Raw genomic sequence first — 21,392 nt, 5'->3', positions numbered from 1 at the left:
CATAAATCCACGCTGGGACTAAACTGAACATAAGAAGGCTCTTTCTACTTTTAACGGAATGGTCTCAAGTTCTTTATGAGACCTTATGTATAGGGATATTATGGACACTCAGCAAGTACCAGCGTCGATTTGGCAGCAGATGATTCAGCAGAATTTTTTATCTTTGTACGACTTAACCCCAGACAAAATCACTGACCCTGAGTATCTTCAGGGTTATGATTTTGTTTTTGAGTTTTCTAATGCCGTGGTCTACCTTATCGTCAATGATGTGACGATACAGGCTGATAGGCAGGATATCGATAGTGCTCAGGTACGTACGTGGAGAAAAGAGGTTGTCAATCAACTGATTAAGCAACATGCTCAGCTGTATCTTAAAAATGATAAGGCGCTTGCCTATAAAGATGAATCTAAAAACAAATCTAAAAATGAATCGGCATCTGACACAACGGCAGACAAGGCGATTTATTTTATTGGTTTGACCGCACTTTCGGTTCAGCATCAAGACATTGCTGAAAAAAACAGCGCTCAGAGTACTTATCACAATAGCTATCAAAACAGTTATCGTAATAGTCACCAGAGTAAGCCTGCAGAGGCGGTCTCTTATGCGGTTGGCTATGAATATGGCAGTCAGTTTTTTGCGGAAGACTGTGTGCTAGATTTGGACGATGAAGAAAGTGTCCTACAAGTATTCAGCTATCAGAACTTCACTGAGATCCTCAAACAGTTGGTGACGCCCAGCGATTTGACGGCGTTTTTAGACTTTCACCGCGGTAAGCTGACAGGGTTTGAATCGTTTCAAGATGAGTCAACCTTGCTTGTACAGTTTTTGCAGTCGCCAGATTTTCATCAAAGGGCGATTAAAGTTCAAGAGCAATTAGTCAGCCATGACTTGATAGCGCAGATTGAACCACGATTGCTAAAAGCGGCAGAGCCTGAGCAAGCGGAATTTGCTAAAGCATTGATGGCAGAGATTCAAAAGAACACGCGCATGTGGTATCAGCTTTTTAATAGCTTAGTCAGAGAGCGTTATGACGCCGGTACGCCACTGCCAAAAGAGCAGGTTGATATTTTGGTCGACGAGTCGATGTATACCTATGCTTGTTTGGTGGAAAAAATCTTGGCTCACAGAACGATTGACCAAGATTCACGCTGGAATGGTTATGTGCGCCATGAGCACTCTTATAATGTTTTTGGGCGTCATTATCTGCTGGTGTTTTATGCGCAAGATGATAACAGCTCGTTAAGTGCCGATAAGGTACGTGCTGGCCATCAAGATTTATTATTTGAGCTTAATGCCCAAATGCAGCAACCTGTTATGCAAGATCTGTTTTTGATCGGTGTCGACGTTAGACCTTGTGAAAATAGCGTGAATACTGAGGTTCATCTTGACGCATTTCATCAGCACGGCTCGCTTATCGATGCAAATACCCAACGTTTGTATGAGCAATTGGCTGAGTTACGGGCGCAATCATAACCTATTCTAAAATCCAGTTTTGATGCTTAGCTTCAATATTTAGCTTTGCTATCTGGTTTTAATAACTGGCTTTGATATCTGGTTTAAGGTAAATCGCTGATTTGATGCTTTATTTATATTACTACTCACATTGGCATTCATTATGACGCAGCAATATCAAGTTTTAGCGCGCAAATATCGTCCAAAAAACTTTCACGAGTTGATTGGGCAATCACACGTCTCACAAGCACTGATTAATGCGATTGATTATAATCGTCTGCATCATGCTTATCTATTTACCGGTACGCGCGGTGTCGGTAAGACCACTATCGCGCGGATTTTGTCTAAATGCTTAAACTGCGATACCGGTATTACCAGCACCCCATGTGGCGTCTGTGATAATTGCGTGGCGATTGATCAAGGGCGTTTTATCGATTTGATTGAGATTGATGCCGCCTCTCGTACCAAAGTTGAAGACACGCGCGAGCTCCTTGATAATGTCCCTTATGCGCCAAGCCAAGGTCGTTATAAAGTGTACCTGATTGATGAGGTGCATATGCTGTCGACACACAGCTTTAATGCACTGCTCAAAACCTTGGAAGAGCCACCTGAGCATGTAAAGTTCTTGTTGGCCACTACTGATCCGCAAAAGCTGCCCATCACGATTATCTCGCGCTGTTTACAGTTTGTGCTGCGTCCTTTATCGCAAAGTTTACTGAGTGAACATCTAGCCAATATTTTAACCCAAGAGCAGGTAGGTTATACACAGCCTGCGCTTTGGCAATTGGCCAGTGCCGCAAAAGGTTCAGTTCGTGATGCGTTATCATTGACCGACCAAGCGATTGCTTTTGGGCAAGGTGCATTAGATGATGTGACGGTTAATGCCATGCTTGGCTTAATTGATGCGGCTGATTTGGTGCGTTTAATCACAGATATTTATAATCATGATAAATCAGCGGTTGCCACTCATATCGAGCAGATGCGTGCACAAATGGTCGATGCGACCAGTATGTTTGATGGCTTGGCTGAGCTGTTACATCAATTAGCATTAACGCAACTGTTACCTGAAGTTGCTCTTAACGTCAATGAAGCACAAGCGCAGCAGATTAATCAGCTTGCCCAGCATATGAGTCCTGACGTTTTACAGCTATATTATGAAATCGTAGTGCAAGCACGAGAAGGCGTTAAACTTGCTAGCACACCAATGCAAGCGCTTGAGATGTGTATTTTACGTTTATTGGCTTTTCGCCCTTTGCCCGTTGATGAGATTTTAGCGAACCTACCTGATAGCACCATACCACCAAGCTCTATACCATCTAGTCCTGAATTACCTAGTCCTACCGCTTCGATAGAAACAGTGATTTCTACTACTTCGACAGCTGAATCCAATACAGCATCAATAAATGCCAATACTATTGAGCCATTAAATACCAATGCGCTTTTAAATACTAATGCGCATTTAGCATCAGCGTCTTCATTAGTGCCAACATCAGCAGTAATGTCAGAGCCGCTATCAGAAACGCAGCCAGAACAGAAGTTAGAACAGCAGTTAGAGCCAGTAGCGGAATCAATACCGCCGCTACAAGATTATGATGCTGATTATCCGACCCCAAATCAAAATGAGGTCAAGTCATATAACGCAAGCTATGATAATGCGGAATTGAGTCAATATGATGGTTATAGCCATAGCCATGATGAAAGGTTAGATTTATTAGACAGCAACGTTAGCTCTGAACCTGTTGTTGAGCCTGAACCTGTTGTTGAGCCTGAACCTGTTGTTGAGCCTGAACCTGTTGTTGAGCCTGAACCTGTTGTTGAGCCTGATGCAAATGATTCTCAATTAACTGCGCAAGCTGATGATCCGCGTACCTTGTTACGTTGCGCCCCGCAACCGTTGACGGGCGAGTGGACGCCAGACAAATGGGATTATTGGTTACAATGTGCGCGCGAAGCCGGTAGTTTGGCGCCAGATGAATTGGCGCTGGCGCGTCAAGGGATGATGACTGGCTACTGTAATGATAAAGCTGTCTTTGTCACCGCAGTGGATAGCAAGCATTTACAAGCCACCTTTCAGCAGCTGGCGGCAAAACTGCAAGAACAATTTACGCAAGCAGACATCAGCTTGCAGATAGATGGCAGTATTATGCAAGCCGACGATAAGACGCCTGAGCGTCGTCAACAAAAACGCCTCATACAAGCCCGTGCAGTGGCAGAGTCTAGATTGCTCAATACGCCCGTCATGCAATATTTGACTGAGCGCGGCGAAGGAAAAATGGGCAAAGTTCAGTTATATTAAACAATCAGTAGTTTTATAATGGTTGTTATTTTAATAGTTAGATAATTACTAAACCTATTATAGTGAATAAAATATCAAGGCGAGATTATGTTATCGCCTTGATATTTTTGGTTTTATTAAGCAGTAAATCTGCTTTATTGACCGTCAGAGGTATATTAAAAAACTGTAAGATTTATGATAATCGGCTATAATGGTTAAGTTATATTAAAAACTAAAAAGCAGCTTAGGTGAGAATATGTTAGATAATTTACGTGGTATGGCTGTGTTTGCCAGTGTGGTCGGACACGGCTCTTTTAGTGGTTCAGCTCGTGAACTGGGTATTACAACCAGTGCGGTTAGTCAGCAGATACGTTCTTTAGAAAATGAGCTGGGCGTGGTGCTCCTGCATCGCTCAACTCGTAAGCTTAGCTTAACAGAAGCGGGTGCCAGCTTTTATGAAGCGGCAAAAGACGTGGTTAGCGCTGCTGAGCAAGGGCGTATCAAGGTCAATCAATTACGTGATGAGCTGGCTGGTAGCTTGCGTATTGCAACAACGCCTGAGCTGGGTGTACATCATATTTTACCGGCATTATCGACTTGGATGTCGGCGCACGACGACCTTAGCATTACGTATTTCGCCGACAATCATTATATCGATATGATCGATGAGCGCATTGATATTGCGGTACGTATGAGCCCAAATATCAATGATTCAACGTTAAGCAATCATCCGTTATCTGATGTGCGTCAACTGTTGGTTGCCTCACCGCAGTATTTACGTCAACATAAAAAAATCGAAACCCCAAAAGATTTGGTAGACCATCAATTGATTTGCATCGATCTTATGAAAGATGCCAATCACTTAGAGCTGTCTCAAACAGAAACGGGTAAAAAAACCCGCATTAAGATGAATTCACGTATTCATACCAATAACGTCTTTATGGCGATGACCTTGGCAAAAGAAGGTCATGGCTTAATTCGAATCATGGAAATGGACGTCAAAAAAGAGCTTGAAAACGGCAATTTAGTCGAAGTTTTGACTGGCTATCAGCTGCCAAGTTTCGTGTTGTATGCCGTCACTTTAAACCGTGATCAGCAGCCTGCAAAAATCACCCGCTGCTTAGAGGTATTAAAAAAGTACTTTCATGCCAATTAAGCTAAGCGCTTAATAACATTTAATTTAAATTACTTTTAAAGTGTTAAAAAGCAAAAAGCCTATAGATAAGTTATCTATAGGCTTTTTTAGCTTTACACTTTGATTAAATCAATCATTTAAAATGAAGGCTTTAATAAATTAACCAAGCGCTCAACTACTTGTGAGCTTTCATCACGGGTCATATTGAGCGGCGGCAATAGACGAATCACATGCCCACCTGTGACGTTGATGATTAATTTTTGTTCATCACGGGCGCGGTCAACCAATTTGCTACAGTCCAACTCGTCAGGGAGCGCAATACCAATCATCATCCCAGCGCCGCGAGTGCTGACGCCATATTGTCCAAGCGCCTCAACGACACCATCACGGATAAACTGTCCTTCGGTGACGGCATTGTTCATGATATCGCCATTGGCAAGCACGTCATAAACGCTATGTACCACGCGACTGGCTAATGGCGTGCCACCATAGGTTGAGCCGTGACTACCGGCGCCAAACAAGCCATTGGCGCGACCACGCACCATGCAAGCGCCTACTGGAAAGCCATTACCTAAACCTTTGGCAGTGGTTAATACATCAGGGCGAGCATTGCTATGCTGATAAGCAAAGTATTTGCCCGTACGACCGTTACCGGTTTGTACTTCATCGAGCATAAATAACCAATTATGGCTATCGCATACGGCTTGTAATTGCTCAAGGTAAGTAAAGCCATTGGCTGCTGTATTCAAACCACCTTCGCCTTGGATGGGTTCGACAAATACCGCACAGATATCATCATGGTTTTGAGCAGCTTGTTCAATCGCGGCGATATCACCAAAGGGCACACGGATAAAATCTTCATCCAAGGTATAAAAACCTTCACGTGCTTTAGGGTTGGCAGTTGCTGATAACGACAGCAAGGTACGCCCATGAAAAGAATGTTCCATGACGATGACTTTTGGACGTTTAAAACCTTGCTGATGCGAATAGAGTCGTGCCAATTTTAATGCCGCTTCGTTGGCTCCAGCACCACTATTGGCAAAGAATACGCTGTCCATTTGCGCCGCATTACATAAGGCTTCGCCAGCACGCTCCTGCCAATCAATACCAAATAAATTACTGGTATGCACCAAGGTTGCCGCTTGCTGCTGAATAGCCTCAGTCACCTTTGGATGACAGTGCCCTAAGCCGCATACTGCGATACCCGTCAAGGCATCTAAGTAAGGCGTCTCATCTTTGGTATAAAGCCAACTGCCTGAACCGCGGGTGAAGCTGATTGGTTGACGATTATAAGTGGGCATCAGGTAAGTAGCAGACATGTAAAATATCCTTGGGATAATAAAGAGTTAAAGGGTTAAAAGTTTAACGGAAATAATTAGATGATTAGAGCTCATCAGAAAATGGCGTCGATTCGGCAGGTAAGGTGTATTCTTCACTTGCCCAAGCGCCTAAGTCGATAAGCTTGCAGTGATGACTACAAAATGGCTTATATTTATTGTCTTGCCAAGCGGTTTGGTTGCCGCATTCTGGACAAGGATAAGTTTTGGGTAAGGGGTTGGTATTGTGGTCGCTGTTGCTAGAAGTAGATTCAGTCATAATAAAAGTGGGTATATCCTATGGGCTATCAACAAATGCTGTCATTGACAACAGCACTGCTCATCAATAGCGAGTATGAATAAAGGTTGTAAAACCAAAACGTCATCGAACGACACTCGTTAATTGCACTGAGCAATTAATGATTATCGTTCGATGAGCACAGTCGTTATATTACTATTGGGCTTGATTGACTATATAATAGCATGTGGTCGAATAATGACAAATGACAAATACCTTAAGGATAGTAGATGACTCATAATCTTGAGCTTTCACATCAGCAGCCGCGTGCCTTTCAACCACAAAAACTCTCAGCCCCACGTGATTTTATAGTGCCCGATATATTGATCAACGCTGAACTGCCTTTGGTGTTAGAGATTGGCGCAGGGAAGGGCAAGCATGCCCTTAGCTTCGCACTGCAACATCCTGACAAACACTTGATAGCCATCGAGCGTACGCGCAATAAATTCGATGCCTTTGCTAAATTAGCAGCGCAGCAGAAATCAAGCAATCTAAGCGCGATTCATGCTGATGCCATTGCTTGGATTGTCCATGCCATTGCGCCAAACAGTATCGAGCGTATCTTTATATTATATCCCAATCCTGAGCAACATAACCCTAACCAGCAGTGGTTAAACATGCCTTTCTTTGAGTTCTTACTTTCTCGTTTGCAGGTAAATGGAGAAGTGATACTGGCGACCAATATAGAAGCATATATGGATAATGCAGAGCAGCAAGCCAATGAGGTCTGGTGCTTACCGAATACGCGTCATAAAGTAGCTAGCGATAGTCAGCGCACACACTTTGAAGTTAAATACTTGGCGCGCGGTGAAACTTGCTGGCAGCTAAACATGCGTAAGCCTGAAGGTTATAAAACCAGATTTGATACATGGCAAGCGAGCAGTGAAGCATAGCAAGATAAATAGCCTAAGCATTTATATGTACGCTACGAAAGAATGATAGGTTAAAAAATAGAAATGCATATCCTTATCAAGATATTTATAAAAAATAGCCTAAGCAAATAAAAAGAAAATATAAAAAAGACCGCCAAAAAAGGGCGGTCCAAAAAATATCACTTTCTCACCTTACAAAAAAGGCTTTACCAGTTTATTAGAATCCGTATGCGCATCTAGCACTGTCAAAAACGTATAAGCACCGATAAATTTTCTGCTGATAAACATAAATTCTTTAGGCGGCAGATTGAACTCGAAAGACTGCATTGCTCGCGTCGCATCGTTTGAGAGGCGAGTATGCAATTTACTGTTTGCCCAAATATAACGCTGCTGCTCATCCAAACAATCAAGAGGAATATCCGGATTCAATGCCGGGTCACTAAAAGGTTCGGTGGCCAATAAAAACAATGAGGCAATATCGGAACGGACTTTATCACTCATGCTATCAAAGAAATCATAACCGGTCATGGCACGTTTCATTGCTTGATGGTCATGACGATATCCGGCGCGCAATAACCCGTGCGCAATCGTCAGTAGGTTGTTATCGAATTGGCGAATGGCTCCGAAATCTAACAGCACCAGTTTATCGATTTCGTGCTCGTCAGTAGCGACACGAACGAGGTAATTACCAAAGTTTGGATCCGTCTGCATCTCGCCCCAAACAAAAATCTCTTGCATCATGATTTCGATGGCCGCTTGCCCTATGGCATTGCGGCGCTCATGCGGCAATAATTGCAGCGCCTCAGAGACAACGGTAATACCTGGCTCATAAGACATGCATAACAAGCGCTTGGTTGAATAAGTGCGATTAATTTTGGGAACGATATAACGCGGGTCGTCAAATAAGCGCTCATAAAAACGCTCTGTGGTCGCCGCTTCCGCTTCATAGTCAACTTCATGATGTAGCAGGTCGCGTATCTCTTCAAACCAAGCATCGAGGGCGCGTGTCTGCGGCACGATATTACTGACTTTTAATAAACGCTTGAATAAAGCCAAGTCAGAATTGATGGCATCCGCCACACCAGGGTATTGGATTTTTAACACCACTTGTTCGCCCGTTGCCAATACGGTTGCGCGATGAACTTGGGCGAGGGAAGCGGTACCGATAGGAATAGGGTCGACGTCAAGCTCATTTAATTTTGCGCCCAATAACTGCTGTAATGTCTGCTCGATTTTCGGCCACGCTAAAGTTGCCGTATCATCATTGAGCGTTTGCAAGGCGCGCGTGATTTCGGGTGGCAGTATATGCTCGCCATAAATCGCCAGCATTTGACCAATTTTTACCACCGACCCTTTTAATTTACCCAGCTCTTCTGCCAGATAGTTGGCCTGTTCTTCCATAAAAATTTGATTACGTGCCGTACGAGCTTCTTTGTCCAAAAACATACCAGACACACTATTACCTGCCCAACGACGACCAATATTTAAGGAGGTTTTAGCAATAGACATCCGACGCTCAAACCCTGACGTTTTTAGGCTGTCGATGGATTGTCTGTTATTAGACTGCTTATTATTAGAAGGTCTAGAAGTATCATTTGCCATAAATATAATCATTCATCTGGTTGCTATTGATTTGCGGGTTCAAAACCGACAATACAAGGGAGATGCGACGTACTGGTACAAAATTGTATCATATAACGGGAGGTAGTTTGAGGCGCGTGAGCTTAGGCTGTCACTTACTTTGTAAGCTAAAACATGACTTTTAATGGGTACAGCGATTAGCGGCTCATCCTACTGATAGGTTAAGTCACTAAAAATCTGGCGGCGCTTTACTCTGATGACTATTCTAACACTAAGCGGTCAAAGATAGATTTTTAAAAGCAAGTGCTTCAAAAACAACCTATTAAAAGACGGTCGTTAAAAAATAGATTAAAAAAGTTAAGTAAAAGTGCGGTCAAAAAAATACGACCTAGCGCTACACTAGGTCGAATCATTATAAAAACTCTGTAGGTTTGAAAACGCATCTTTTAAAGCAAAACTTTTAAAACGCATCTTTTAAAACGGAGCTTTAAAATCTAACGTTTAAATCAGCTCCGCTTTATTAAACGTTTTCGCGAGCAATCGCATGGTGACCAATATCACGGCGATAATGCGAACCATCAAAACTAATCGCGCCCGTCACTGTCAATGCTGCTTGCTGTGCATCAGAGATAGTGTCAGCCAATGCCGTCACGCACAATACACGCCCGCCGTTGGTCACGACTTCTTTCTCATTGCTAAGCGCATCTTGATTAGAGAAAGCCGTGCCAGCATGGAAGACTTTTACCGATTTTTTATTATCACTATCTAATTCTGGTAAGCCTGTAATCACATCACCTTTTGATGAGGTTTCAGGATAGCCTTTTGAAGCAACGACAATACCTAGAGCAGGGCGCTCATCCCAATTGGCTTCGGTTGGTAATTTACCCTCTAACCCTAGTGCGACCAAATCAACCATCGATGATTGCAAGCGCATTAAAATAGGCTGTGTTTCTGGGTCGCCAAAACGGCAGTTAAACTCAATCACATACGGGTCGCCCGCATCATCAATCATCAGCCCAGCGTATAAAAATCCAGTATAAGGATGACCGGCAGCTTTCATCGCATCAACAACAGGCTGGATAACTTGTGCCATCACCTTGTTATGAACGTCTTGAGTGACGACTGGCGCTGGAGAGTAAGCACCCATGCCGCCAGTATTTGGCCCAGTATCGCCTTCAAAAGCACGCTTATGGTCTTGGCTGGTTGCCATCGGTAAGATGTTTTCACCATCTACCATGCAAATAAAGCTGGCTTCTTCACCTTGCAAGAATTGCTCAATGACCACGCGGCTACCAGCATCACCAAATTTATTGTCAGCAAGCATATCGTCAATCGCTTCATGCGCTTGCTCGATGGTTTCAGCGACGATAACGCCTTTGCCCGCAGCAAGACCGTCGGCTTTGATAACAATCGGCGCGCCTTGCTCATCGATATAGGCTTTAGCAGCAGTAGCGTCCGTAAATCCTTGATAGGCAGCCGTTGGAATATTATTTTGCGCCATAAACTCTTTAGCAAAAGTTTTTGAGCCTTCGAGCTGCGCACAATAAGCAGTTGGACCCCATGCTTTGATGCCAGCTGCACAGCAAGCATCGACGATACCCGTTACCAATGGCGCTTCTGGACCAACAATCACCATGTCGATAGCGTTATTTTGGCAAAATTCGATGACCGCACTGTGTTCGTCAGCGTCGGCTGCATCTTCTAACAGGACGTTTTGGCATTTAGCTTCAAGGGCAGTGCCAGCATTACCGGGTGCAACATAGATGTTTTGTACGTTATCGTCTTTTGCACACTGCCATGCTAGTGCATGTTCGCGACCACCTGAGCCGATCACCAAAATATTCATCATACGTCTTGCCCTTAGCATTAAAAGTCATAATATTGAGTGAGTATTGAGCCAGTAAAATACGGTTCAATATAGTGCGGTATTCTAACAAAAAAACGCTGTGATTGTCATGAGTATCCACCTGCCAGCAAGTATTAGACTACATTAGGATGGTATTGTCTCATTATTAAAGGTTATCGACATCTTCGTGATTCATGAAATGATGTTGTACGCTTTAGCTATGGGCTGAGGTGCGTTACACTTTGATAGATTGGCAGTAGTAAAGACTAGAGATAATAAAGACCAGAAAATGGCTATTTATGCTATTTAAGTCATGGAATGCCAATAAATGTTAAATAAAATATTAAAAAAGGGGAAATTAACTGTATACCAGATAGCTAAGTGTCATGTTAAACCGGCTAGCTATGTTAAATAAGTCGTCAGTAGAAATAACTCATTCATAGAAGAAACGAGAACAACAAACTTATAACAAAGGACAATGGATATGCCTAACACCCTAAATATCGCAAAAGAGCGGATCAGCCAGATAAGCGATATTGCCACCAGTTATGTGCAACAGGACAAATCATTATTTGACCATTTTATTCATAGCTATTACCAAAGCCTGCACCAAGAAGCCGCCAAAGATATCAGCAATATTGATTTGGCAGGGATGGCGCTACATCACTTTACTCTCCTAAAGGCCTATGATGGCAGTCAGCCGCAGCTCGCTATTTTAAACCCAATAGCTGAAGAGCAGCATTTTCATAGCTCTCATACCGTTATTCAAATAGTCGCTTACGATAGACCCTTTTTAGTAGATACGCTTTTGATGAGTCTGGAAGCGGAAGGTATCGATGTCCATCGTACTTATAATATCATTGTGAGTGTTGAGCGCGATGAAAATGGCAACATTAGCCATATCGAAAGCGCGCATGAAAGCGACACCTCAAAAATGTCTTTGATTCATTGTGAAATTGCTTATCAAAACAATGATGAGTTGGCGGCGCTACAACAAATGCTGCTCACAAAAATAGATACCCTTGATGTCGTCGTTGATGATTGGCAAAAGATACGTGCCAAGCTGACGGATATAAAGGCGGAGCTGGCCGGTCAAAATTTACCAGAAGTGTTTTATTCGCAGCAAGAGATTCAAGCGTTTTTGGATTGGGTATTAGAAGATCGTTTTATCTTTTTAGGCTATCGCGAATACCGCTTAGAGGGCGGCAGCTTCATTAATATACATGACGCTGTGAATAATAAGAGCGATACAAGTAACCATAAAATCAGCCACAAAAATAATGACAATGCCAATTTAGACTTGTATGCCATTGGCGATAGTGGTCTTGGGCTATTGCGCGGCGGTAGTGAAGATACTTTATCAAAGAGCTTTGATGAGCTGCCAAGTAACCTCAAAAAGTTACTCACTGAGCCACGTATATTGATGTTGTCTAAATCAAGCCGTGTGTCACCGGTGCATCGTCCGGTATATATGGATTTTTTAGGTATTCATAAGTTTGATGCTAATGGCACATTGATTGGTGAATATCGCTTTATTGGGCTCTTTACCGCTCAGGCCTATCAGCTCAGTGTACAGCAGATTCCACTACTGCGTGAAAAAGCCAATAAAATCATGGCGATGGCAGATTTACCGCGTGACGGTCACGCTTATCATAAAATGATGCACGTGATCAATTCTTTACCGCGTGATGATCTGTTTCAAGCCAGCGTCGAAGAGTTATATCCTATCGTATCTGGCATTAGCCAATTGCAAGACAAGAAGAGCTTACGTTTATTTAGCCGCGTCGACCATTATCAGCGTTTTGTGTCCTGCTTGGTGTATATCCCGCGCGATAAGTTCAATACCGAACTGCGTATTAAAGTACAAAATGTCCTAAAAGACGCTTATGGTGGTATGTCATCGGGCTTTACGACGGAATTTAACGAGTCAGAACACGCCCGCGTTCATGTGCATGTGCGCACAGTCCCTGGTCAAGTAAATGAAGTCGATACGGCGGCGCTACAAGATAAGCTGTCGGCGCTGATGCAGTCATGGAGCGATCATTATCAAAAAATGCTGCTTGATAATGTGGGCGAGCAGCAAGCCAATGCCTTAATGCGCCGCTTTTTAAGCTATATTCCTGCGGCTTATCAAGAACGGTTTGATGCGCGTACAGCGGTTGAAGATACCAAACGTCTGGCAGGCTTGAGTGATGAGCAGCCCATGATTTGGCATTTATATCAGTCAACGGGCGATGCCAGCAATCAGCTACATCTAAAGCTGTACGGTCGCCAAGACCCTGTCATTCTCTCAAAAGTATTACCGGTGCTAGAAAACTTTGGCGTATCGGTCATCTCAGCGCAAACCTATGAGTTTGATTTGCCAGAGCAGTCGATTTGGATGCAAGAGTATGAGCTGGTATTGGAGCATGTCGATACCATCGATATGCAAGTAGTACGCGCGCAGTTTGAAGACAGCCTAAAGCAAATTTGGGCAGGGCGTATCGAGAGTGACTCGTTTAATGAGTTGGTATTGACCACCAGATTAGACACTTATGATGTGGTCGTACTGCGAGCCTTGTCGCGTTATATGATGCAAGCAAAAGCCCCGTTCTCTAGTGCTTATATTCAGCAAACCGTAGTAAAAAACAGCGCTATTAGCGTCGCACTGGGCGAGCTGTTTGATGCACGGATGAATCCTATATACAGTACTGAGGAACGTGCCAGCAAGACCAGTCAAATTCAAGCGCAAATTACCACCGCATTGGCCGGTGTCAGTAGCTTAGATGAAGACCGTATCTTCCGTTGGTATTTGGACTTGATTAATGCCATGGTACGTACCAACTTTTATCAAAGAGAAGCGGATGGGCAACGTAAAGACCGTTTGTCGTTTAAATTCTTAGCGGCAGACATTCCAAACTTACCAAAACCTAAGCCGATGTTTGAGATATTTGTCTACTCGCCACGTGTCGAGGCGGTACATTTGCGCGGCGGCAAAGTCGCTCGTGGTGGCTTGCGTTGGTCAGACCGTATGGAAGATTTCCGTACCGAAGTACTCGGTCTGGTCAAAGCGCAAATGGTCAAAAACGCGGTGATTGTACCGGTTGGCTCGAAAGGTGGGTTTATCGTTAAGACCAAAACCATGGCCGATGGTCGTGAAGCTTTCCAAGCAGAAGGAATTGCCTGTTATCAAGCGTTCCTGCGCGGTATGCTTGACGTTACTGATAATATTGTTGATGGTCAAATTGTCCCGCCAGCCAACACCGTGCGTCATGATGAAGACGACCCATATTTAGTGGTCGCCGCCGATAAAGGTACCGCTACTTTCTCAGATATTGCCAATGCTTTATCAAGCGAGTATAACTTCTGGCTTGACGATGCCTTTGCCTCAGGTGGCTCGGTCGGCTATGACCATAAAGCCATGGGTATCACCGCACGCGGCGGCTGGGAATCAGTCAAACGTCACTTCCGTATGCGCGGTATGGACATCCAAAACCGTGATGATTTCACCGTCGTTGGTATCGGCGATATGAGCGGCGACGTATTTGGTAACGGTATGCTCAGATCTACTCATACCAAGCTGGTCGCAGCCTTTAACCACTTGCATATCTTTATTGATCCAAACCCAGATACTGCCGCATCTTATGCCGAGCGTGAGCGTTTGTTTGAAATGCCGCGCTCGACGTGGGACGACTATGAAAAATCGCTTATCAGTCAAGGTGGCGGCGTCTTTTCACGTCAAGATAAAACCATTGCGATTAGCCCTGAGATGAAAGCGCTATTTGATATCAGTGAAGATAGCCTTGCGCCCAATGAGCTAATCAGTGCGCTATTAAAATCGCCTGTTGATTTGATTTGGAATGGTGGTATCGGAACTTATGTAAAAAGTGCCAATGAGAGTCACGCCGATGTTGGTGACCGCGCTAATGACGCCGTGCGCGTTAACGGTGGTGAGCTGCGTACGGCAGTCGTTGGCGAAGGTGGCAACTTAGGCTTTACTCAACAAGGGCGTATCGAATACGCACAAACGGGTGGTCGCATTTATACCGATGCCATCGATAACTCAGGCGGCGTCAATTGCTCAGATCATGAAGTAAATATCAAGATTTTACTGGGTAAAGTGGTCGAGCAAGGCGACATGACGTTAAAGCAGCGTAATGAGTTGTTAGAGTCTATGACCGACACGGTCGCTGAATTGGTGCTACGCCAAAACTATCTACAACCGCAAGCGCTTGAGCTTAGTCATCTGCGCGCCGCGGCGAACTTAAGTGACCATCAACGCTTTATTCAAATGTTAGAAGCCGAAGGTCGTCTTGACCGCGCGATTGAATATCTGCCATCCGATGAAGAGATTGCCAAACGCCAAAAAGCGGGCACAGGCCTCACCAATCCTGAGCTGGCAATCGTCATGGCTTACGGCAAAATGTGGGTATATGATCATTTATTATCATCAGATTTACCTGATGCGCCGTACTTCGTCAATGAGCTGCGTCAATATTTCCCTGATGAGCTGGCATCACGCTTCTTTGATGAGATGAAAGAACATCGCTTGCACCGTGAAATCATCAGTACTTATTTGACCAATAGCATCGTGAACCGTCTGGGTATCGAAGCGTTATTCCGCCTACATGAAGAAACAGGACAAACGCTTGCCACCATTGCGCGCGGTTATGCGATTTCCCGTGACGTCTTCCATGTGTCAAAAGCATGGGATTTGCTTGAGTCGCTGGATAATCAAGTTGATGCGACCTTGCTGCTTGAGCTTGAGCTGCGTCTGCGTGATGCACTCGAAAATGGCGTGGTATGGTTTATCAATGCCTTTGGTCAAGATTTGCAAGTTGCCGATATGATCAATCGCTTTGAGGACAGTGTCGAGAAATTGACCAAAGCAGGTGGCTTTATCGAGCAGCAATTCTCAGAATACTTGCAAGAAGATACCACAAGCTTGATGGCAGATGATCTTTCTGCTAATGATGCGGCGATGTTTGCGATGTTGCCTTACCATGTCGATGCCCTAGATGCCGCGCTATTGGCTGAGCAGTATGAGCGCCCAGTTGATGAGATTGCGACTTTATACTTTGAGGCCTATCACGTCCTACAGTTAGATTGGATGATGGATAATATCGCCACCTTGCCGCAGCAAGATCACTGGGATCGCCGTGCGCGTCACGCCCTTGTCAACGAAGTCTCGCGCAGTTTGCGCATGCTGATGGATACCTTGTTGACGCAAGCTGATGCTAAGCAGGCCTTTAATGACTGGAAATCACGTCATGCCAGCCAGCTTGACGCCGTCACGGCAGAGATGCAAAAATTGGATAGCAATGATGAAAGTGCTATCGGCTTATCGACATTATCGGTGTTAATGAGTGAGCTTAGTGGCCTCGTAACTAAATAGTGAGCAAATAGGCACATCGATTGATTAAAAAAACCACCGTTATAAGTAACGGTGGTTTTTTATTTTCTAATGCTCAAATGATAAATAGGCATAATAAAATAGGAGCAATAAAAATGATAAAAGTACTACTCTAACTTTATGAAAGTATTTAAACGCTGCATTTTACCATTCTTTTCAACCCATACTTCATTCGCATCATCACGATAACTGTCAAACTGGGGCTCTAGTATCACATTGCCTTTATCATTAACAATGCCAAATTTGCCCGCTTGTTTATAAGTATAGAGCTGATGATATAGCAGCTTTCTAATCGGTGCGTCTGATGTGAGGATTAACTTACCATTGGCATCAATAATTTGGGCGCTAACAATATCGTCTTGAATATCTTCGCTCATGCCATTAGCGCTGCTACCAGCAACTAAGCTGCTGCGCAAAAAAAGCAACGGCTTGGCGGAAGCATTAAATGCTTCGATATGTTGATTGGCAGCAAGTGGAATGATGACATCATTGTTTTGGTCAATCAGCGCGGTTTTGTTTTGCAGGCTAACTTGTAGATATAGAGGCTCGCCTGTACAAGCATTTAACGGATTAATCGCATCATATTGCGGTCTTATAGCCCAGTAACCTCTATCATCGAGCAATCCCGTCAGACCATTATTTTTAGCCACTATAAAGAAATTTTGGTCATAATCGGAATCATAGTGCGCGTGCTCGATATGAGCGTCACTCAGCTTATAAATCCAGTCCCCATGACGATTGATAATACCTTGTTTGGTGGCGTTGCTGGCATCATCTAATGACTTAAGGCTGACGATAAAGCTGGTCGCAATATCAGGTTCGGTTTGAATTTCATCATACTCAAAAGGCACGATAATCTTGCCAGCGGCATTGATAACGCCGTATTTGCCGTGCTGTTTGGCAAGCACATAAGTGTCCATCAATATATAAGCATCGGTAAGATTGTCTAGTAACACCTTGCCATTTAACTCTTGTAATTGCTGCATGCCATCGGCTTGTTCGACCAACTTGCCAGCAAAAGGCTTATTGTTTTCAATACGCTCAAAATAGCTATTGGGTAAGTAACCGGCACAGCTGATGGTAGCGTGGGCAGAGGTGATAGTACTAACCATACCAATAGATAAAATAGATACCCATGTTAAGAGCGCTAATTTGTTGGTCATCGCTATTTCCTTATTACCATATCTTTTATTAACTGACTTAACGACAGTCTTAACTTACGAGACTTTTTCATTGGTAGCATTGACAACTCGGCGACAGCCTTGACCACTGATTTGGCTAAAGCCGCCAGAAAGTTTTTCGACCTTGATTTGGGTTAGGATACGATCCTTTAATGCCTGTACATGCGAGATAATGCCAATGAGTTTACCTTCTTGCTGCAAGCTGGTTAAGGTATCGAGCGCAATATCAAGCGACTCTTCATCAAGCGTGCCAAAGCCTTCGTCTAAAAATAGCGAGTCGACGCGGATGTTGTGACTGGCCATTTGTGATAGTCCGAGCGCTAATGCCAAGCTGATAATAAAGCCTTCACCGCCGGAGAGATTTTTGGTACTACGAATATCGCCGCCTTGATAGTTGTCGATGACATTAAGCTCAAGGGGATTGCTATCATCATGAATGAGTAAATAACGGTCACTCATTCTTTGCAATTGCGTATTTGCATGACTAATCATGACTTCAAACGTTAAGCCTTGGGCAAAGGTACGGTATTTCTTGCCATCAGCGGAACCAATGAGCGTATGTAGCTGTTGCCAAACTTGTAGCTTCTGTTTTTGCTCATTGATAGCAATCAGCTGTGCCGCTTGTTGGCCTTTTTGGCTATCATTATCCTTAAGCTTTTGGTCAATCGCACCGATTTTTTGACTTAACTCATCAATATCTATTTGTATTTGATGGTGCTGGCCAGCAAGTATTTCTCGGTCTTCATCGGTCATAGGATTGGCAAGTTTTTGCTCTAATGCTTGCTGGGTGCTATCCAGCTGTAATTTAGCTTGATGCAATGCATTATCAATCGCTAATTTACGTGTCTGTAGTGACTCACGCTCTTCTTTAGGCAGGCGGGCACTCACAAAAGCAGCTTCATCTACGAACTGTGACTCTGCGAGCAAGTTAGTAAAGGTGCTTTGCTGCGTATTCAGTGTAGACATCGCCGCCTGTAGCTCTGTGTCTAGCTGTTGTTCTCTAGCCGTTAATTGCTCTAGAGTCTGCTGTACAGTGTCTAGCTGCCTTTGTGCTACTACTTGCTTGGCTTTAGCCTCATCAACCGCACGGCGTAATTTATTTTCTTCATTGTCTGTATCTTTATCTGCAAAAATCTCTTTTCTATCTTGCTTTAATTGTTGGATCGCATTGGTTTTATGAGCAACTAAGTTCTCTAACTCTTTGAGCGCTGCTTCATCATTGCTAAGCTGTGCTTGCTTGGTTTCAATCTGCGCGGTCAAACTGCTTAAGCTATTGGTTAGCTGCTGTTGGCTATCTTTCTGCTCATTAAATTGTCGTTTTAGCTGGTTTAAAGCGCTGCGCTGTTGACGCAGTTTTTCAATATGACGGTCATAGTCTGCGCTGTCTATTATCGTTTGCTCATCAAAACTATTACCCAATTGCTTAAGTGCATCAGATAAGTCTGCCGTGTTGAGCGCTGTAGTTAAATAATCTTTATATTTATTCGCTGGGTATTTATGCGTTAGAGATGAAACGGTGGTCATCAGGGGCGCCAACTCCGAGAAATTAGCGGCAATCTTATCTTTTATACCATCAAGCTTCTGCGAGTTAAGCTTGATGTCAGTGGTTAGATTATTAATGTCATGACTAAGTGCCTGTTGCTGCTTTTCATCGGTTTCGATAGCAGTACTAAGCTTTGTAGCACTTTCAATTAGGTGCTCATATTCGACCACTATGGTTTTAAGAGACTGTTTATGTTCAGTGAGGTTGTGTTTGGCGGTGTCTAATAAGGATAAGCAGTGGTCTATATTCGTGATAATCGCATTAATATCATCTTTTATATTATTAAGAGGATTGATAATTACTGTGATTGCTTCAGAATAATTTTTTTTAGATTCAAATAATGAGGCTATGTACGACTGAATATCGCCGTGTAAGATTTCGGATTGCTGCTGTAGCGGCGCTAGTTGTTGCTCTTGGTTGTTAAGCGTCTCTTTCTTGGTGGCATATTGGATATTGTATGTTGATAAAGCCTGCTCAAGGTTATCAATAACGGTTTCTAGTTCAGCTATTTGCTGCTGAGTTTGTTGCGTCTTAGTCTGTTTTATTGTGGACGACTGGTTTTTCTTGGCATTGTCATCATCAGTATGACTATTGTCTAATAATGGATGATGTTTGCCATAAGGATGCTCATGCGCACCGCAAAGTGGGCAGGGCAAGCCATCTTCTAGCTCTGTTATGTAGTCCTCAAGCTTAGCGACCTTTTGTAGTAAATTCAGATGCTCTTGTTTTTCTTGCCTCTTGAGCTTAGTGTCTTGAATATCTGATTGATGACTAGCAATCAATCCTGCTAAGGTCGTTAGTTCCTCGGTTAGCGTGGGCAGCGAGAGATTGGTCTTTTCGATTTGGCTCGCAAGATCGTATAGCTGCTGTAGCTTAAAGCTGGCTTGCGCAATCTGAGTGTTGATCTGATCGATTTGTTCTTGCTCGCTGCGCATACTAGTTAGCGACTGTTTTTCAATAAGTGCTGCTTGCTGCTGTTGTACGCTGACCAATTGCTCGCGTTGCTCAGTTATTAACAATTTATCAGCATCTTGCTGCTTAGAGAGCTTATCGAAATGAGCTTGTAGCTGGCTTGATTGGTTGTCATGCGCAAGTTTATCCGCCGCTAAGCTGACATTATCTTCTAGCAGCGCCTTTAATCGGGTACAGCTGCTATCAAAGGTCGCCATATCTGTATCGAGATCGTTTAGCTCTTCATAATCGCTAAAATATTTTTCTATACTGCTAAGCTGAGACTTCGTCTCTTGTTCTGTTTGTCCATGGCTGGCTATTTCTTGGCGTAATCGTTGCGTATTATTGACTAAGACGTCTTTATGTTGATTATCGTCTGCCAAAGAATGGGATTGCTGTTTTATTTCAGCATCCAACTCGCGCGTTTTTGCAATGATTGGTAAGGTGGTCTGCAGATTGTCCGTAGCTTGCTTTTCAATGGTATTGATATTATCTAAATGGGTCGTGGCTTGTGCCAGCGCTTCTTGCTGTGTTGGAATCTTATTAAGCAAATCTTGCTGCTCGAAACCCAACCTCTTGACCGACTCTCGGCTATAGCTAAGCTCTCGAAATTGACTATCAATCTCCAAGGCTTTATTAGCAATATCTAGGCGCTGCGCTTCTGGAGTAAAGGCTTGCTGAGCCTGCTGAGCCGATGCAAAATCATTTTGATAAGTTAATATATTTTGCTGTAGCTGCTGTACATTATCCAGCCACTGCAGCTGCTCGCTCAGGGTTTTGAAAGTTTTTCGCTGCTTGCTTTGCTGTTGATTAAGGGTCTGTAGCTCTGCTGCCAGTAGCTTTTCATCTTCAAGACTTAATAACGATAAGCTATTAACGCCCGCTTGTAGCTGACCCAGTATTTCTTCCTCAAAGCGTTTCTTTTCATGGACGTTTAACGATATCTTGGCATAGATAGCAGTACCCGTTATTTTCTCTAAAATCGCTGCTCTATCGCCAATATCTGACTTTAAAAACGCGGCAAAACTGCCCTGTGCGAGCATGATGGAGCGGGTAAATTGATTAAAATCCATGCCAATTAGGTCTTGAATATAGGCTGATGTCTTAGACTTTTTCTCTTCTAAAATCTTACCGGTTTTAACCTCACTAATCTCATGCTTAATCGGTAATAGATTGCCCTTGGCTTTTTTGTGGGCGCGATGTTGATACCAGTAGCATTGGTAGCGTTTGGAATCTATTTCGATGATAACTTCTGCCGAACACTCACCCGTACCTTGGGTCATGATCTCGTTCGTTGAGCCAGTAATATCACCCAATCTTGGCGTTTGACTATATAAGGCTAAGCAAATAGCATCCAAGATGGTGGTCTTGCCAGCGCCCGTCTGCCCAGTAATGGCAAAAATCCCTTCATTTAGAAAAGCAGGATCACTAAAATCAATGTGCCATTCGCCTTTTAGGGAGTTTAAGTTTTTAAGTCGTAGTTCAATCAGTCGCATGGGCAAGTCTTATTTTTATATAGAGCAGTTATAAAGAGAATGGTGATGAAAAG

General features: G+C 43.6%; 11 protein-coding genes. 5 read left to right on the top strand and 6 right to left on the bottom strand.

Annotation, left to right across the window (positions count from 1 at the left end; translation table 11 throughout):
- Window positions 1-100: 100 nt before the first annotated feature.
- The 3 genes from B3Q63_RS10145 (at window position 101) to B3Q63_RS10135 (ending at window position 4,884) form a co-directional block, all read left to right on the top strand.
- Window positions 101-1,474 carry a hypothetical protein gene (locus B3Q63_RS10145; protein ID WP_296176248.1) on the top strand — a complete coding sequence of 458 codons (1,374 nt, stop codon included), beginning with the start codon at window positions 101-103 and terminating at the stop codon, window positions 1,472-1,474.
- Window positions 1,475-1,616: 142 nt separating this feature from the next.
- Entirely contained in the window at window positions 1,617-3,749 is a 2,133-nt protein-coding gene (gene dnaX / locus B3Q63_RS10140; RefSeq protein ID WP_296176246.1) for a DNA polymerase III subunit gamma/tau, read from the top strand.
- A 235-nt stretch (window positions 3,750-3,984) separates the two neighbouring features.
- Entirely contained in the window at window positions 3,985-4,884 is a 900-nt protein-coding gene (locus B3Q63_RS10135) for a LysR family transcriptional regulator (RefSeq protein ID WP_201565011.1), read from the top strand.
- 116 nt (window positions 4,885-5,000) lie between these two features.
- On the opposite strand, the gene B3Q63_RS10130 is transcribed toward B3Q63_RS10135, so the two are convergent.
- Both B3Q63_RS10130 and B3Q63_RS10125 read right to left on the bottom strand, forming a co-directional pair.
- A complete protein-coding gene (locus tag B3Q63_RS10130; protein WP_296176244.1) occupies window positions 5,001-6,182 on the bottom strand; it encodes an aspartate aminotransferase family protein in 1,182 nt (393 codons plus the stop codon).
- Between the two features lie 64 nt (window positions 6,183-6,246).
- Window positions 6,247-6,459 (bottom strand): DNA gyrase inhibitor YacG, encoded by a 213-nt coding sequence (locus B3Q63_RS10125; protein WP_068405332.1) that lies wholly within the window; start codon window positions 6,457-6,459, stop codon window positions 6,247-6,249.
- A gap of 248 nt (window positions 6,460-6,707) precedes the next feature.
- On the opposite strand from B3Q63_RS10125, the gene B3Q63_RS10120 reads away from it, so the two are divergent.
- Entirely contained in the window at window positions 6,708-7,370 is a 663-nt protein-coding gene (locus B3Q63_RS10120) for a DUF938 domain-containing protein (RefSeq protein ID WP_271133323.1), read from the top strand.
- A 171-nt stretch (window positions 7,371-7,541) separates the two neighbouring features.
- On the opposite strand, the gene B3Q63_RS10115 is transcribed toward B3Q63_RS10120, so the two are convergent.
- Window positions 7,542-8,951, bottom strand: a complete 1,410-nt coding sequence (locus B3Q63_RS10115) for an ABC1 kinase family protein (protein ID WP_201565014.1) — start codon at window positions 8,949-8,951, stop codon at window positions 7,542-7,544.
- A gap of 499 nt (window positions 8,952-9,450) precedes the next feature.
- Window positions 9,451-10,776 carry a phosphoribosylamine--glycine ligase gene (purD, locus tag B3Q63_RS10110; RefSeq protein WP_296176283.1) on the bottom strand — a complete coding sequence of 442 codons (1,326 nt, stop codon included), beginning with the start codon at window positions 10,774-10,776 and terminating at the stop codon, window positions 9,451-9,453.
- Between the two features lie 484 nt (window positions 10,777-11,260).
- On the opposite strand from purD, the gene B3Q63_RS10105 reads away from it, so the two are divergent.
- Window positions 11,261-16,150, top strand: coding sequence for an NAD-glutamate dehydrogenase (locus tag B3Q63_RS10105; protein WP_296176238.1), 4,890 nt, complete (start codon window positions 11,261-11,263; stop codon window positions 16,148-16,150).
- Window positions 16,151-16,275: 125 nt separating this feature from the next.
- Here the strand turns inward: B3Q63_RS10105 and B3Q63_RS10100 are convergent, their stop codons facing one another.
- A complete protein-coding gene (locus B3Q63_RS10100; RefSeq protein ID WP_296176237.1) occupies window positions 16,276-17,331 on the bottom strand; it encodes a WG repeat-containing protein in 1,056 nt (351 codons plus the stop codon).
- A 54-nt stretch (window positions 17,332-17,385) separates the two neighbouring features.
- Window positions 17,386-21,339 (bottom strand): AAA family ATPase, encoded by a 3,954-nt coding sequence (locus B3Q63_RS10095; RefSeq protein WP_296176235.1) that lies wholly within the window; start codon window positions 21,337-21,339, stop codon window positions 17,386-17,388.
- Window positions 21,340-21,392 lie beyond the last annotated feature (53 nt).

It is taken from the genome of Psychrobacter sp. UBA2769, from assembly GCF_002352555.1.
Lineage (GTDB): Bacteria > Pseudomonadota > Gammaproteobacteria > Pseudomonadales > Moraxellaceae > Psychrobacter > Psychrobacter maritimus.
The sequence above is the reverse complement of the archived record's forward strand: the minus strand, read 5'-3'. Positions and strand labels throughout refer to the sequence as shown.